The organism is Corynebacterium durum, from assembly GCF_030408675.1.
Lineage (GTDB): Bacteria > Actinomycetota > Actinomycetes > Mycobacteriales > Mycobacteriaceae > Corynebacterium > Corynebacterium durum.
Window position 1 is genome coordinate 2,698,998 of record NZ_CP047200.1, and the last position, 14,759, is coordinate 2,713,756.

Consider the following 14,759-nt stretch of genomic DNA (forward strand, 5'->3'; position numbering starts at 1 on the left):
AGTTACAACTTATTTAGATGCCTTAGCTGATGAACGGAAATTAGGAGCCATGCTTGAACGCACACTCGTATTCGTGGACACGTCTTATTTGCTTGCGAGCTTTTATAACTCCTGGGAGATTGGTGCCCGCGCACAGTTAGAAATTGATCTACCTGAGGTAGTTGCCGTCTTAGGCAACATGATCCAGACCCAACTTGACCAGCCAGTACACCGACAGTTGTGGTACGACGGAATTCCAGAATCAGGTCCACATCGCTATCAACGCGCGTTACGCACATGCGACGGGGTCCAGTTACGTGCTGGACAACTCATTGAGTGGGGGGAACGCCGCACCCAGAAGGCCGTCGATACGCGTCTTGTGGCTGACATGGTGCTGGCCAGCGTGCGCGGCCACTGTTCGGACATTGTTCTTGTGTCAGGCGATGCTGACATGATTCCAGGAGTACAGGAAGCGACTAACGCTGGGATAAGAGTGCATTTGTACGGTTTCGGCTGGGATTCCATGTCCTCTGCACTCCGTCACGCGTGCGACACCACAACGATTCTTGATCCTCGTGAAGACTTCTCCGACTCCATGCAGCTTGAAGTCCTCGAAGGTCCATTACCTCCGTCTGTGCGCAACAAGCAAGACAATGATGACATGTGCGACGACGATAACTCCACGCCACTGGACATGGAGGAAACGTACATCCAAGAAAGCGCCACCATTACCGCAGTGGAGGTGTCCGTGCCGACACCTCCGAGTGACGCCAAGGACAGTGATAGCGTCAGCTCGCAACAATCCGAGCAGGCGCTTCCTGCCAACAAAGCCGCTGATAGCACCGCAGGCAACTCTCCGACCACGACGCATGACGTTCAAGGTGCTCAAGGAAGCACCGACAAACCTGCGGATACGTCTGGAAAACTGCCTAATGGCAAAACCATTCCCACTCCCGGCGAAGTGGCAAAAACCCCAGCTGAACAGCCAGCTCAATCTACGTCCAACAGTGCACGACCCGCGCCTAATCCATCAATGATGGCACCGCGGCGCAAGCTTCGTTCGCGGTACGTTCCGCTTCCCAACGAGGTATGGGCGTCGGCAGGCTTTCAAACCCCCTTTGATGTAGGACAACAATACGCATCATGGTGGTATGAGAATGCCGCTACCAATGAACAACGCGACCAGGCTCATCTGCTATCGGGTGGCGGCTTGCCCCCTGAGGTGGACCGCCCGCTCCTGCAGTTTGCGTGCGAAACCCTGCACGAGTACACCCTCACGGACGCCCAGCGTGTCAGTCTGCGTGACGGTTTTCACTCCGGCATCCGTGGGGTGCTAATCAACCTCAACAAGCGAGGAAACTAACTATCAGCCTTGTCAGATGAGGCTGGGGCTTCAGTGGCGGCTTCTTCTTCATCCTGCTCCTGTGGCTTGTCGACGTCGCCGTCCTCAACGTCAGCCTCCACGATGCCGTCTTCAGTACCCTCTTCCTCAACCACCGTTTCCACATCGTCTGCATCAACCTCGGTGGTTGAGTCGGCGGCTACAGTGTCTTCTTCAACAACCTCATCCTCAGTAGATGCTTCCAGTTCCTTGGGCTTCTCCTCGGTTTGTGCACCACCGAGTTCAGCGCGTATTTCAGCAAGACGCGCAGCGGCAAGAGTATCTTGCCCGCTTTGAGAAATTTCCGCCATTCGCCCACTAATGTTCTGTTCCGTGAGTTCCTGGGCACCGAGCGCGTTAGCGTAGCGGCGCTCAATCTTTTCACGCACCGCATCTAGTGTGGGCACTGAATCGTCCTTTGAGAACTGCCCAATAGAATCCATTGCCTTAACGGTAGTTTCTTGCAGCGCAGCCTGATCAGCTTGAGCAGCCAGTTCATTGATTTGGCTCATCTGATCATGCAGGCGAGCCTCGGACTCTTTAACCTGCTTTTTGGCTTGTTCTGCAGCGGTTTCTGCCTGGGCGTATAGCGCCTTGGTGTCTTCAAGTTGCTGTTCGACAGTCACCAGTTGGGTAGCCAAAACCTCTGCCACCCCATTAAGGTCGGCGGCGCGGTCAGTGTCACCTGCAGCGGCAGCCTCATCGGCAGCAACAATGGCAGCACGTGCTTTTTCCTGAGCCGCAGTCTGATCCTTCACCAACTTATTTAGTTTCATTTCCAATTGGCGCTTATTACCTAGAACGGCCGCTGCCTGATCGAGTATGGCCTGGTGCTGGCTTTTCGCCGCGTCAATGGCTTGCTGAATCTGCACTTTCGGATCAGCGTTTTCATCAATCGCGCGATCGAGGGAGGCAGCTAAGTATTTCCAGCCTTTGCTGAAGGGGTTTGCCATGACGATGTGCCTTTCAGAAATCTAGTTACGCTTGTTGTCTCCTACTGTATATAAAAACGCCCACAGAGGCTTCTTTCGGAAAGATACTCGTGGGCGTTTTAAGCTAATTTTATTTTTCGTCTGAAGTGCTTCTTTTCTTATTCAGACTCTTCTGCATTGCCAGTAGCCTCAGCGACTTTCTGCCGCACCTCATCCATATCCAGTGCGGCGACCTGGCTGAGCAGGGTTTCCAGATCCTGCGGTTGAAGAGCACCGCTGTGTCGGTAGAGCGGGATTCCGTCGCGGAACACCACAAGCGTAGGAATGGACTGAATTTCAAAAACGCCCGCGATTCCCTGCTCGTCTTCAGTGTTCACCTTGCCGAACACAACATCCGGATGAGCTTCAGAGGACTTCTCAAAAATGGGAGCAAAACCACGGCACGGACCGCACCAGGGCGCCCAAAAATCGATAATGACTGTCCCATCTTTGCTGATGGTGTCTTGGATGTTTGTTTCGTTCAGATCAATAGTGGCCATGTCGCTCCTTGCTTGACTGTAGTAAAAATCACTCTTGTCTGGCACAACAGCACCAACAGCAAAAGTATTCCACCACCCTACAGACAGCATCAGCTTAACGACCACCACCATGTGCTACTTCACGTCGATGCGGGGTGTATAAAGGGGTTACCCAACATTCATATTCACCTTTTGAAAGGAATCCCATGAGTAGCACAACCTACACAGTTTCAGGCATGACCTGCGAGCACTGCGCAGCGTCTGTCAAAGAAGAAATCTCCGCCATTCCTGGTGTGGAATCCGTCACCGTTGACCTTGAATCCGGTTCTGTGGCTGTTGATGGCACCGGCTTCACCGATGATGCCGTTGATGCAGCCATCCGGGAAGCTGGATACACTCTCGTGCGTTGAAGCCTAAGGAGGACCCACACTCCATAACGCTATAGCTGTAAGGAACAACCATGACAACAACCCAAGCCCAAACTCACGTTGATCTTGAAGTTTTGGGCATGACCTGCACCTCATGTTCAGCGCGCGTGGAACGCAAGCTGAACAAAATGGAAGGGGTGGAGGCTCAGGTGAACTTCGCGACGGAAACCGCCTCCGTGCTGTACGACGCTGCGGAACTGACCACTGATGACCTCGTCGCCACGATCGAGGCCGCAGGTTATAAGGGTTTCGTCAAAGCCGATCCGCAGGCCGACAATAGCAACAGCGAGGCTACTACTGGCGAGCAGGCGCAGGGGACGTCGATAAGCGATGTTCGGCTGCAGGAACAGGAACAATTGAAGCAACGCGTGCTGGTGTCAGCGGTGCTGGGCATCCCCGTGATGCTGATGTCCATGATTCCTGCTGCGCAGTTCACTTACTGGCAATGGGCCAGCCTCACCCTCGCGGCACCGGTGTACGTATGGGGTGGGTTGCCGTTCCACCGAGCGGCGTGGAAGAACCTGCGGCACGGCGCGTTTACTATGGACACGCTGATTTCCCTTGGTACAACGGCCGCTTTCGTATGGTCGCTGATCGCCCTGTTCTGGGGCGGAGCGGGCGAGCCGGGAATGCGAATGTCGTTTAGCCTGTTGTCACATGGCGGCGGTGGTTTGCATGACATTTACCTGGACACCTCCGCCATGGTTATCGTCTTCTTGCTGCTGGGACGCTGGTTTGAGGCCCGCGCGAAGGGACGTTCCTCGCAGGCGTTGCAGGAACTTCTCAACCTGGGCGCAAAAGACGTAGCAGTTCTGCGAGACTCCCAGGAAGTCCGCATCCCGATTGAGCAGCTACAGGTTGGCGAGCAATTCGTGGTTCGACCAGGGGAACGCATCGCAACAGATGGTGTGGTGGTGTCGGGAACCTCAGCCGTTGATGAGTCCATGCTGACTGGCGAGTCTCTGCCTGTGGATGTTTCCCCAGGCAGTATCGTGACTGGGGCCACCATGAACGCTTCTGGTCGCCTGATCATTGAGGCACAGCGGGTTGGCCAAGACACCACGCTCGCGGGCATCGCCCGGCTGGTCAGCGACGCACAATCCCGCAAAGCTCCCGTCCAGCGGCTTGTTGACCGCATTTCCCAAGTCTTCGTGCCGCTGGTCATTCTCGCAGCGCTTCTCGCCCTCGGATGGCACATCATTGCAGGCCACGGACTTGCTCACGCATTTTCCGCTGCCGTCGCCGTTACCATCATTGCGTGCCCCTGTGCACTGGGTCTCGCCACACCCACCGCACTTCTTGTGGGTACGGGACGCGGCGCCCAGCTCGGCATGCTGATCAAAGGCCCCGAAGTCCTGGAAGCAACGCGGCAAGTGGACACAATTGTTCTTGATAAAACAGGCACCGTCACCACAGGCATTATGACCGTCACCAACGTGGTGGGGCTCGACGGTGTCGATACCAACGAGATACTGCGCCTCGCAGCCTCAGTAGAAAACGGCAGCGAGCACCCCATCGGCCAAGCTATCGTTGCCGCAAGCTCCTCTCCCCTGCTTCCTGCGCACGATTTCCGCGCTGATGCCGGGTCCGGGGTGTCTGCACGGGTCAGTATGCAGGAAGGCGATGTGTGCGTGACGGTACGCACCCCCTCTGGGCTCGACGATCAGCCAGCCCTGTCTGCGCTTGCCGACGCCGTGACCACCGCACGCTCCCACGGTGCAACACCAGTCATGGTTGACATTGATGGTGTTCCACGCGGCATCATCACGGTTCACGATGAGGTGAAACCCACCTCGGCCGCTGCTGTCGCAACATTCAAAGAACTTGGCATCGAACCCATGCTGCTCACTGGCGATAGTCATGGTGCAGCCGTGCATGTTGCCGAACAGGTGGGCATCAACACCGATCACGTGTTCGCGGGTGTCCTCCCCCAGGACAAAGTAGGAACCATTATGACGCTGCAAGAGCAGGGCAAGCGTGTAGCCATGGTCGGCGATGGCATTAATGATGCCGCAGCCCTCGCGGCGGCTAACCTTGGTCTGGCCATGGGCGCTGGGACCGATGTAGCCATTGAGGCCAGCGACATCACCATTATGAACAACGACCTGCGATCCACCGCCGACGCGATCCGACTCTCCCGAGCCACACTGCGCACTATCAAGGGCAACCTATTCTGGGCATTCGCCTACAACGTTATCCTCATCCCAGTGGCCGCCTTGGGCCTACTGAATCCCATGCTTGCTGGCGCAGCGATGGCCCTATCCTCAGTGTTCGTGGTGACTAATTCCCTGCGTCTGCGCCGCTTCCGTTCGTTGTTCTAGCTAGGTCGCTAGTGGCGGTTAGCCGCCACAATCATTTGGTCAACACTGTGGAGCACCTCGTCCACCACGGCTGGGTCAACTCCTGGTTCGCGGCGGGCTTGCAGAAGCTCATTCTGGGCAGCCTCCAGGGCTTGAATACGCACAGCACTCATCTGTTTCCTGAACTCCACGATGGTTTCATGGCGATGTTCAGCCGCGCTCGTGCCATGATCACCGATATGTTGCTGCTCGGCAAACCACACACGCATACCCTCAATCATATCGGCCGGTATCTCATCGTCGTGCTCAGCGATGACATCCATGGCCTTGTCGTAGGCACGTTTACGCAACTGTTCCCGCGCATGGTCGCCCTGCGCGTCTGGGCCTTTATCCAGGTCCAGTTTGCGCATCAACCATGGCAGGGTCAGTCCTGGAATCACCATGGTCAACAGCAACACAACCAGCGCAACCACCGCAAGTTGGTGGTGCATGGGGAAGCTATCACTCGGAATAGACAACACCAATGCCAGCGTCACCAATCCGCGCATACCTGCCCACGTCAGAAGCAACACTTCCTGCAACCGCAGTGGGGCAAGACCACGATTCCCCTTGCGCACGTTGATCTGGTAAAACACCCACATCCATCCGAAGCGAACTGCAATGAGCACGGCGGAGATCACCACGCCCAACACCACCGCGTGTACCAGTTCTGCTCCGACTTCTTCAACCGCATCGCGCACCGATAGACCGATCAGACCGAAGGCAACACCAGTAAACAGCATTTCCACGGTCTCCCAGAACGCATGACCCGTCAGGCGGTCTTCCGCACCGACTTTCACCCGGGAGTTCAATTCCACGGCAGCGATGACAATGGCAATCACCCCGGAGGCGTGGATCTCTTCCGCAAGAACATAGGTGGCAAAAGGAATAACCCAGGTAAACGCATTACGTGCAACCGTACTGTTCATCCAGTCGATGAGCTTGGCGGAGCCGTAGCCGATGAGCCAGCCCACACCCACCGCCATGATCGAAGAATAGAGGAAAGCGGAGATGCCCCCCACCAACGACAGCTTCTCCCCTGCCGTCAATGCTGCCAGCGCGAGGTGGAACACCACGATTGACGCGGCGTCGTTAAACAGGCCCTCAATTTGCAGGGTGCCAGTGAGCCGACGCGGAACCCCGGCCGGTTCGGCGACAGCATCCACCGCAACAGGGTCGGGCGGCGCAACAGCAGCCCCGAGGACAAGTGCCCCGGCGATGCCGATAGGTGGCAGCATCCACAGGGCGACACCGGCCGCAGCAACAGCGCTAGCCAATACCAGCAACACGGATAAGCTGACCACGGTCATCCATTGCAAACGGATCGCGGCCCAACTTGTACGGCGTGCCAGTGCCCACAACAGTGGTGGCAGGAAAATCGGGAGCATCATCTCGGCTGGTATGTGCAGCAGTGGCAGCGATGGGAAGAAGAACGCAGATGCTGCAACCAGCGTGATCAAAACAGGCCACGGCAATCCAAAGCGGTCACTGATGGCCACAATGACCACCGTGGCAAACAACATAAGGGTTATGATAAGTAGAATTTCCATAGGTTCTTCATATTATACATGAATTATGCATCACCCACGAGCCATATCCACAAACTTGGAGTAGTGCAGTTGATGCGCCACCTGCACCGTATCGATCGGACCACCGCGGTGCTTGGCCAGGATAATGTCAGCCTCACCTGCGCGTTCATCGTCTTTATCCTGCGAATCTGGCCGATAAAGCAGCATAACCATGTCCGCATCCTGCTCCAGCGAGCCAGATTCACGCAGGTCAGCAAGCTGTGGCCGCTTATCTGTACGCGACTCGGGACCACGGTTCAGCTGGGAAATAGCAACCAGCGGAACATCCAGCTCTTTAGCCAGTAGCTTCAGCTGGCGGGAAAATTCAGACACTTCCTGTTGACGGGATTCCACACGTTTGCCGGAACTCATAAGCTGCAGGTAGTCCACCACGATCATCTGCAGGTCATGCTTCTGCTTCAATCGGCGGGCTTTGGAGCGAATTTCCATCATAGTGAGATTGGCGGAATCGTCAATGAACAACGGAGCCTCCGAGATTTGCCCCACGCGGTTGGCCAGTTTCGCCCACGCTTCATCACTCATCCGACCTGCACGCATGTCCGACAAGCGAATCTCCGTTTCGGCGGATAGCAGGCGCATCACAATCTCGCTTTTTGACATTTCCAGCGAGAAAATCACCGATGCCTTGTTGTGTTTAATTGAGCACGAGCGCATAAAATCCAGCGCGAGTGTAGATTTACCCACACCTGGGCGCGCAGCCACAATGATCATCTGACCACCGTGCAGGCCGTTAGTCAGATTATCCAGGTCGATAAATCCGGTCGGAATCCCCCGCGCCAAACCGCCATGGGTGGACAGTTCATCCAGCTCATCCATCGTCGGCTGCAGAATATCCGCCAGGATCGCATAGTCCTCAGTGACATTGCGTTGAGCGATGGCAAAAACTTCCTGCTGGGCCATGTCCACCACTACGTCCACCTCGGCCCCCTCAGTGCCTTCGTACCCGAGCTGGACAACGCGCGTCCCGGCGTCGACAAGCCTCCTGAGCACTGCTTTCTCCGCAACAATTTCGGCGTAGTAGCGGGCGTTCGCGGCCGTCGGTACGGAGGAGATAAGGGTGTGCAGGTACGGTGCCCCACCGACGCGTTCCAAGTCGTGGTTACGGTCCAACCGGCCCGCCACAATCACCGGATCAACGTCCTTATTGTCGCTGAATAGATCTAGGATCGCCCGGTAAATCAGCTGGTGGGCGGGGCGATAAAAGTCATCAGGAATGAGCTCCTCAATAATGTCCGTGATGGTGTTCGGGCTGAGCAGCATCGCCCCCAGCACGCCCTGCTCCGCCTCATTATCATGCGGGGGCTGCCTGCCGAAGTCACGTCCAGGAGGATCCGCAGGTCCCCCCTGCTGGCCATACCTTCCCCGATCTCCGCGTGTCGACGGCCGCTCAAACGACGCCTGTTGCGAGGGTGCGCTGGGCACCACATCATCAAAACTAGTGGCAGCAACGTCGCTGGAATCGTCGAAATGTGACTCTGAAAAAGACTCCGAAAAACCTGAGTCCATGATGCCTTTCCTTCACAGTTTGCTATGCGTATGACCAGTGCTTTTACGCTCAAAACCTGGGGTTATCCCCATATTCCACAGGTGCTTGTGGATAACGTGTGGAAAAGGTGTGGACTGTCCCGCCGATACTGTGCAAGAGTTTCCTTATACGCAGGCCAGGAGCATTTTTCCCACAACTATCCCAACTGATGAGACTGTGGATAAACCTGTTAGGTTTCATGAACAGCTATCGCACACCTGTGGCGATGCAAAAGCCGCTCCCAGGTGTCTAGATACTAGGCAAGGGAGCGGCTTCTGGCTGCTGTTGTCGTTGGGCTTATCAAAGCCGCCGTTACATGCTTAAAACCTTAAGCAGCAACGACCTCAAAGTTCACTGTAGCTGCAATGTCGCCATGCAGTTTCACGTTAACCGCGTAAGAACCAGTGTTCTTGACGTGGCGCTTAGGAAGCTCAATAGCGGTCTTGTCCAAGCTGGGGCCGCCAGCCTTCTTAACAGCTGCTGCAATATCTTCTACGGTGACAGAACCGAACAGTTTGCCCTTGTCAGAAGTGCGGACAGCGATGGACACGCCAGTGAGGTTCTCCAGCTGCTCTTTAACTTCGCGTGCGTGATCAAGGTCGCGAATGGCGCGAGCCTCACGAGCACGCCTAATGCTCTCTGCTTCCTTTTCAGCGCCACGGTTGGCGATGATGGCATAACCCTGAGGAAGCAGGTAGTTACGTCCGTAGCCGTTCTTAACCTCCACAATGTCGCCGGGGACACCGAGGTTATCAACGGCAGCGGTGAGGATCAGCTTCATGATCCCTGCCTTTCGTTGTTCATCCCACTGCAACGCCCGACGCTGCTACATCCAGCGTGGCAGTAGGCATAAAGTATGTGAAAAATCTGAATATCAGAACGGGGGTTCGTCGTCTGCTGGTCCACCAAACCCACCAGAAGCTGGTGCACTGTTCCACGGATCATTATCCGGTGCTTGCTGCTGCGGATTCCCGCCGCCAAAACCACCGGTATTTCCTCCACCACCAAAGCCGCCGTGGTTGGGTTGCTGTTGTTGGCCTTGGTTCATGGTGCCCTGGTTCATCTGGCCTTGGCCACCCATGGACTGTCCTCCGCCCTGGTTTCCGTACCCACCTTGGCCGCCACCGCGGGATGCCCGGGTGACTTGTGCGGTGGCAAAACTCAGGGAAGGGCCAACCTCATCAACCTCAACTTCAAAGATGCTGCGGCGCTCACCCTCACGGGATTCGTAGGAGCGCTGCCGCAGTCGACCCTGCACAATGACGCGCATGCCCTTTGATAGGGACTCGGCAACGTTTTCCGCTGCTTGACGCCACACATTGCAGGTGAGGTACATCGCCTCGCCGTCTTCCCATTGGCTTGTCTGCCGGTTGAAACGACGTGGGGTTGAGGCAATACGGAAGTTCGCCACCGCCGCACCTGCGGGGGTGAAGCGAAGCTCTGGGTCAGCAACCAAGTTGCCAACAACCGTGATTGATGTTTCTCCCTGTGCCATAACCTGTGTACCTCTTTCTACGACGTGGTGTGAACAGTGTATGTTGTGGTGTCCACTTTCCGGGGCAGGTGTTCTACCTACCAGTGTCCCGTATTAGCGGTCGCCTCGCAGAACTTTGGTGCGCAGAACATCATCGCTCAGGTTCAGCAGACGATCAAGCTCCTGCACAGTCGCAGACTCACATGTCAGATCGATGACAGCGTAGATGCCCTCATCTTTCTTATTGATCGGGTAGGCCAACCGGCGCTTACCCCAGATATCAACTTTTTCCACCTTGCCGTTTTCGTTACGGACAACTTCAAGGAACTTGTCCAGGGACGGGGCAACAGTGCGTTCGTCCTGGCTAGGATCAAGAATGATCATGATTTCGTATTGACGCACGGACCTCATCACCTCCTATGGTCTAGTACATGTTTCGGCCGTGCCCCTCGTGGGCACGGCAGGAGGGTCGTTGCGTCAGCAACCTCACAAAGATACACCACATCCACGTCAGGAAACAAAGAGGGTTGCCCAGAATACGGCAATGATCACGGGGATGACTGTGATGAAAAAGACTGCCGTACAGAAGAGCGTCCACACTAGCCGGGGTGATTTTTTGTACACGAAACCGGCAAAAGAGCCACCAAAGCACAGGAATCCAATGAAAACGCTGCTCATCGTCACAATCATCGCACCATTAGACATGAGAAACAGTCGCCCTTTCTTCACCACGTACCCCACGTGTCTGTCCGTTCGGGTACGTAACCATCATCACACCGACAAGAAACCATCGGATCACGACCACCACATCAAGCATCTCATGTGGCACTCCCAGATTATCCTCACCCAGCATGTGCCACATGGCAATCAGCCACAACACCACCTCCACAATGCCGTAGACCCACACCAACCGCCATGGCGGACGCGGAATGGCAGCATAGGCCAGCACAAGGCAGGGGAGTAGCCATAGAGAATACTGCGGACTCCACACCTTATTCACCAGCAAAAAAGACCCCATGACCAGGAAATTCAGGGATTCAATCGACGGCATACTTTCTGCAGACACCACATGCTTGCCCAGCAGTAGACAACCACCGAGGAAAAGCGCAATGCTGACGATGTTGAGCACCAGCGGCGATGAGTAGCCGTCCCACCCCGACAGCCATTGCATGCGGCCAATGACTGCATAAATGCTGGTCCACTCCGCCGTTCGCGTGCTGATGAGCTCGTAGAATCGCAGCCAGTCCTGCGGCATCATCACAATGAATGGCAGATTCACCACCGTCCACGTCACGATCATGCTGGACGCGACCACCACAAAATCATGAAGGCGCTCGCGGCACCGCAACCCCAAAATCAGCAGCGGAAACAGCAAAATGATAGGCCACAGTTTCAGCGCGACCCCCACGCCGAGCAGCACTCCAGCGAGACGCAATCTTCGGTGCTGTAGCGCCCACATCATGCCTATCGACGCCGCAATGGCCGGGGTATCAACGTTGGTGAAGGCATGTACCGCGACGAGGGGAGAAGCGGCCATCATCACGCCTGCCACCCAGACCTGTTCACGGCGGCCGTCACCAACCATGCCTGCGACAATATCCATGACCAGTCGCACGCACGCCACCCACATGGTTGCAAGAAGCGCAGCCGTCAGGATGAAAAACAACCCCGACTCTGGCAACAGCGGTCCCGGCAGATGCGAGACGGCAGGGTAGAAGGAGTGCGTCAACGCGCTCAGCCCCCACAGAAGCAACGCGGATAATGCGGGCATGTTCAGGTAGTGAGAGAGTCCACCGTCGCCAGCATAGAGCGGCACAATGTCGGTGTAGCAGGCCGACACAAACTGTCGATGCCCAGACCAGTTGAGCTGAACAACGCCACCATTACCGGCAACCCCCTGAATGCACTGCGCCTTAGTGAGAAAGCCACAGGCCAAAAACACAAGGGTCGTTGTAAAAATCATCTGCGGCGGCGACCACCAGCTGCGCGCACGGATCACAGCAAACCGCCCACGCGGCCCACCAATACAAGCGGTGAGCTCGCGGACGGCGGCGGGGTAGCGCACGGCGTCGATACGCGGCGGCATTTACGGCTGCAGCTGCTGTTGGAGTTGCTGCTGTTGCTGCTGTAGCTGTTGTTGTTGCTGCTGCTGCGGCTGGAACTGCTGATTGTTGGGAACAACTGGTGCCGGCATGTCCGGCGGATTCAGCAGATCACCTGGGATAACAATGCCTGGGGCAAGCACGATATCCCCATTCTGATTTCCCTGGTTATTAGAGTCCGGGTAGGGGGACTGCTGAGTCGAGGGGGTTGGTGCCTGACTCGTCTGGGGAGTCTGCGGGTAGTTGGTGGACGGGGAGGTGTTGTACCCCAAACCACTCGCCTGTGGGAAGGTCTCATTGGGGGCATTCACCAACGCCTTATCCATGGTGGACTTCCAAATATCTGCAGGCAGACCAGAACCGTACATGCTGCCGCCGGAGGCGTTGTAAAGCGCAGAGTTGTCGTCATTACCAACCCACACGGCCGTGGCCAATTGCGGGGTAGCGCCGATCATCCAGGCGTCCTTGTTTGTTCCAGTATCCCCAAGCTGGGTCGTACCCGTCTTCGCCGCAGACACACGGCCACCCGCAAGGCCGTGGCCATTGGAATACGCAGCAATGGGCTGCATGGCTGCAATAACGTTGTTGGCAACAGCGGAATCGACGCGGCGTTCGCCTTCACCAGCATCATGTTCGTATAGCACCTGACCAGTGGAGGTTTCCACCTTGTTCACAAAGTGGGGCTTGTGCCACACGCCTTCGTTGGCGAGGGTGGCCAAGCCAACAGCCATGTCAAGGGGGCGGGATTGGTATTGACCAAGGATGATGCCGTCGAAAGGCGGCTGGCCATTTTCCGTCAGTGTCTGGGGAATACCTGGCAGGGATTCCGCAACACCCAGCGCATGCGCCATATCAGCAACATCCTGTGGTCCATGCTCCAAATCCCGTGACAAACGGATAAAGCTGGTGTTGAGCGACAATTTCAGCGCTTCTTGAATAGAACACACGCCACAGCCCTGACCGCCGACGTTACTCACAGTGACGTTGCCAGTGGTGACGGGGGAGGAGTCATACATGGCAGAAAGTGGAATGCCCTGCTGCAGCGCGGCTGCAAGGCCGAAGACCTTGAACGTCGAACCGGTTTGCAGTGCAGAGTTAGCGTAATCCCAGCCATTGGCGTCAGTGCCGCCATAGTAGGCTTTCACCTCGCCGTTGTTCGGATCAACACTCACCACTGCTGTTCGCAACTTCTCGCCCTCACCCTGCATAAGGTTCTCCACCGACTTAACCGCAGCATCCTGAGCGGTCGGGTCGATAGAGGTGGTGACCCGGAGACCGCGAGTCTGCACATCATCCTCAGAAATACCCAGAGTTTCCAGTTCTGCAATCACTTGGTTTTTGATCAACCCGTTCGGGCCGTTCGCCTCGGTGTATGCGGTGTTCAGGGCCGGATCCTGAACCTCTGGGTAGGTCATTGTTGCGCGTTCTTGTTGCGAAATGGAGCCGGTAGACACCATGCCGTCAAGAACGTAGTTCCAGCGTTGTTCCGCTTCCTCACGGTTGTTCCACGGGTCAAGCTGGCTGGGCCTCTGAATCGATGCGGCCAGCACGGCGGACTCGGCAGGGGTGAGTTCCTCAAGCGGCTTGTTGAAGTATGCCTTTGCAGCCGCAGCAACGCCATAAGAGTTACGGCCAAAGTAAATGGTGTTCAAGTAGGCACTCAACACCTCTTCCTTTGACCATTCATTAGCCATCTTTGCGGAGAACACCAGCTCCTTCAACTTACGTGTGTACGAACGCTCATCGCCGACCACGGCGTTCTTCACGTACTGCTGCGTAATGGTGGAGCCACCACCAGCCGTGGAATCGCCGGTCAGCTGGCCCAGCGCTGCACGCGCAAAACCAGACAGGGAGAAACCACGGTTGGTGTAAAACTCACGGTCCTCCGCCGCAACCACCGCAGACTGCAGCGACGGCGGGATTTGGTCAATATTGACCTGAACGCGGTTCCCCTCAGGGGGCACGATGCGTGCAATCTCTGTGCTGCCATCAGCAGCGTAGATATTAGAGACCTGTTTGCTCACCAGCTGATCCGGTTCTGGAACATCGACCAACACGTAGGCGGTCATGAAACCAAGAATTGGGGCAATCACAAAGAGGATGATCACCCCAATGACGGAGCGCTTAATCCACTTACGCGCTGATGACTTCGGGGGCTTCTTAGACTTAGCCTTGGGCTTAGTCCCCGGACGTGGCCGCGACTGCGACACTTTGCGCGCGCCACTGGCGGTGCGCGCTGGGCGTGCTCCGCGTGCGCCACCCGCACCAGTGCGTTTTCCTGGGCCTTTTCCTGATGTCACCTAATTTTCCACTCCATTAGCTAACGAGCTGCTCTACAGCAGCTACAGTCCTGCGCTTCTCGCAGTGGGAAATCTGCGGAAGGCCGCCGATGCTACCACTGGCGTCACGATTCAGCGACAGCCAGTTGGAGAACCAGTCAGACAGCCAATCACAGCCCACCATGACCCGCGCATTACTACTTAGGTCATTAC

General features: G+C 56.3%; 13 protein-coding genes and 2 pseudogenes. 4 read left to right on the forward strand and 11 right to left on the reverse strand.

Features of this window, described 5'->3' with window-relative positions; genetic code table 11:
* Positions 1-49 precede the first annotated feature (49 nt).
* Positions 50-626, forward strand: a pseudogene (locus CDUR_RS12985) (NYN domain-containing protein); the annotation flags it as partial.
* A gap of 362 nt (positions 627-988) precedes the next feature.
* A pseudogene (locus CDUR_RS12990) lies at positions 989-1,342 on the forward strand (NYN domain-containing protein); the annotation flags it as partial.
* Here CDUR_RS12990 and CDUR_RS12515 read toward each other — a convergent pair.
* Both CDUR_RS12515 and trxA read right to left on the reverse strand, forming a co-directional pair.
* Positions 1,339-2,313, reverse strand: coding sequence for a PspA/IM30 family protein (locus CDUR_RS12515; RefSeq protein WP_179418451.1), 975 nt, complete (start codon positions 2,311-2,313; stop codon positions 1,339-1,341). The pseudogene CDUR_RS12990 and the gene CDUR_RS12515 overlap by 4 nt on opposite strands.
* 137 nt (positions 2,314-2,450) lie before the next feature.
* Positions 2,451-2,831, reverse strand: coding sequence for a thioredoxin (trxA, locus tag CDUR_RS12520; protein WP_040358495.1), 381 nt, complete (start codon positions 2,829-2,831; stop codon positions 2,451-2,453).
* 185 nt (positions 2,832-3,016) lie between these two features.
* Here trxA and CDUR_RS12525 point away from each other — a divergent pair, with 185 nt between their 5' ends.
* Entirely contained in the window at positions 3,017-3,220 is a 204-nt protein-coding gene (locus CDUR_RS12525; protein ID WP_179418452.1) for a heavy-metal-associated domain-containing protein, read from the forward strand.
* Positions 3,221-3,270: 50 nt separating this feature from the next.
* Positions 3,271-5,559 carry a heavy metal translocating P-type ATPase gene (locus CDUR_RS12530; protein WP_179418453.1) on the forward strand — a complete coding sequence of 763 codons (2,289 nt, stop codon included), beginning with the start codon at positions 3,271-3,273 and terminating at the stop codon, positions 5,557-5,559.
* Positions 5,560-5,567: 8 nt separating this feature from the next.
* Here the strand turns inward: CDUR_RS12530 and CDUR_RS12535 are convergent, their stop codons facing one another.
* The 9 genes from CDUR_RS12535 to CDUR_RS12575 all read right to left on the reverse strand — a co-directional run bounded on the left by CDUR_RS12535 (position 5,568) and on the right by CDUR_RS12575 (position 14,730).
* Positions 5,568-7,127: a cation:proton antiporter gene (locus tag CDUR_RS12535; protein WP_179418454.1), complete on the reverse strand. Its 1,560-nt coding sequence runs from the start codon at positions 7,125-7,127 to the stop codon at positions 5,568-5,570.
* Between the two features lie 30 nt (positions 7,128-7,157).
* On the reverse strand, positions 7,158-8,672 hold the full coding sequence (dnaB, locus tag CDUR_RS12540) for a replicative DNA helicase (RefSeq protein WP_179418455.1): 1,515 nt from the start codon (positions 8,670-8,672) through the stop codon (positions 7,158-7,160).
* A 347-nt stretch (positions 8,673-9,019) separates the two neighbouring features.
* The gene (gene rplI, locus CDUR_RS12545; protein WP_040358325.1) at positions 9,020-9,472 is read right to left on the reverse strand and encodes a 50S ribosomal protein L9; all 453 of its coding nucleotides are present in this window, start codon (positions 9,470-9,472) and stop codon (positions 9,020-9,022) included.
* Positions 9,473-9,565: 93 nt separating this feature from the next.
* Positions 9,566-10,186: a single-stranded DNA-binding protein gene (locus CDUR_RS12550; protein WP_006061720.1), complete on the reverse strand. Its 621-nt coding sequence runs from the start codon at positions 10,184-10,186 to the stop codon at positions 9,566-9,568.
* 93 nt (positions 10,187-10,279) lie between these two features.
* Positions 10,280-10,567 carry a 30S ribosomal protein S6 gene (gene rpsF, locus CDUR_RS12555; RefSeq protein ID WP_040358492.1) on the reverse strand — a complete coding sequence of 96 codons (288 nt, stop codon included), beginning with the start codon at positions 10,565-10,567 and terminating at the stop codon, positions 10,280-10,282.
* Positions 10,568-10,675: 108 nt separating this feature from the next.
* Positions 10,676-10,870 (reverse strand): hypothetical protein, encoded by a 195-nt coding sequence (locus CDUR_RS12560; protein WP_006061718.1) that lies wholly within the window; start codon positions 10,868-10,870, stop codon positions 10,676-10,678.
* Entirely contained in the window at positions 10,863-12,251 is a 1,389-nt protein-coding gene (locus tag CDUR_RS12565) for a glycosyltransferase 87 family protein (protein ID WP_179418456.1), read from the reverse strand. The genes CDUR_RS12560 and CDUR_RS12565 overlap by 8 nt, the downstream gene beginning before the upstream one ends.
* The gene (locus CDUR_RS12570; protein ID WP_081598591.1) at positions 12,252-14,336 is read right to left on the reverse strand and encodes a transglycosylase domain-containing protein; all 2,085 of its coding nucleotides are present in this window, start codon (positions 14,334-14,336) and stop codon (positions 12,252-12,254) included.
* 247 nt (positions 14,337-14,583) lie between these two features.
* Positions 14,584-14,730, reverse strand: coding sequence for a hypothetical protein (locus CDUR_RS12575; protein WP_155862081.1), 147 nt, complete (start codon positions 14,728-14,730; stop codon positions 14,584-14,586).
* Positions 14,731-14,759 lie beyond the last annotated feature (29 nt).

Coding starts and splice junctions, on each gene's coding strand:
- trxA (WP_040358495.1), bottom strand. CDS start 2,831: ATGGCCACTATTGATCTGAACGAAACAAACATCCAAGACACCATCAGC.
- CDUR_RS12525 (WP_179418452.1), top strand. CDS start 3,017: ATGAGTAGCACAACCTACACAGTTTCAGGCATGACCTGCGAGCACTGC.
- CDUR_RS12550 (WP_006061720.1), bottom strand. CDS start 10,186: ATGGCACAGGGAGAAACATCAATCACGGTTGTTGGCAACTTGGTTGCT.
- rplI (WP_040358325.1), bottom strand. CDS start 9,472: ATGAAGCTGATCCTCACCGCTGCCGTTGATAACCTCGGTGTCCCCGGC.
- CDUR_RS12565 (WP_179418456.1), bottom strand. CDS start 12,251: ATGCCGCCGCGTATCGACGCCGTGCGCTACCCCGCCGCCGTCCGCGAG.
- CDUR_RS12530 (WP_179418453.1), top strand. CDS start 3,271: ATGACAACAACCCAAGCCCAAACTCACGTTGATCTTGAAGTTTTGGGC.
- CDUR_RS12535 (WP_179418454.1), bottom strand. CDS start 7,127: ATGGAAATTCTACTTATCATAACCCTTATGTTGTTTGCCACGGTGGTC.
- dnaB (WP_179418455.1), bottom strand. CDS start 8,672: ATGGACTCAGGTTTTTCGGAGTCTTTTTCAGAGTCACATTTCGACGAT.
- CDUR_RS12570 (WP_081598591.1), bottom strand. CDS start 14,336: ATGACCGCCTACGTGTTGGTCGATGTTCCAGAACCGGATCAGCTGGTG.
- CDUR_RS12575 (WP_155862081.1), bottom strand. CDS start 14,730: ATGGTGGGCTGTGATTGGCTGTCTGACTGGTTCTCCAACTGGCTGTCG.
- CDUR_RS12515 (WP_179418451.1), bottom strand. CDS start 2,313: ATGGCAAACCCCTTCAGCAAAGGCTGGAAATACTTAGCTGCCTCCCTC.
- CDUR_RS12560 (WP_006061718.1), bottom strand. CDS start 10,870: ATGTCTAATGGTGCGATGATTGTGACGATGAGCAGCGTTTTCATTGGA.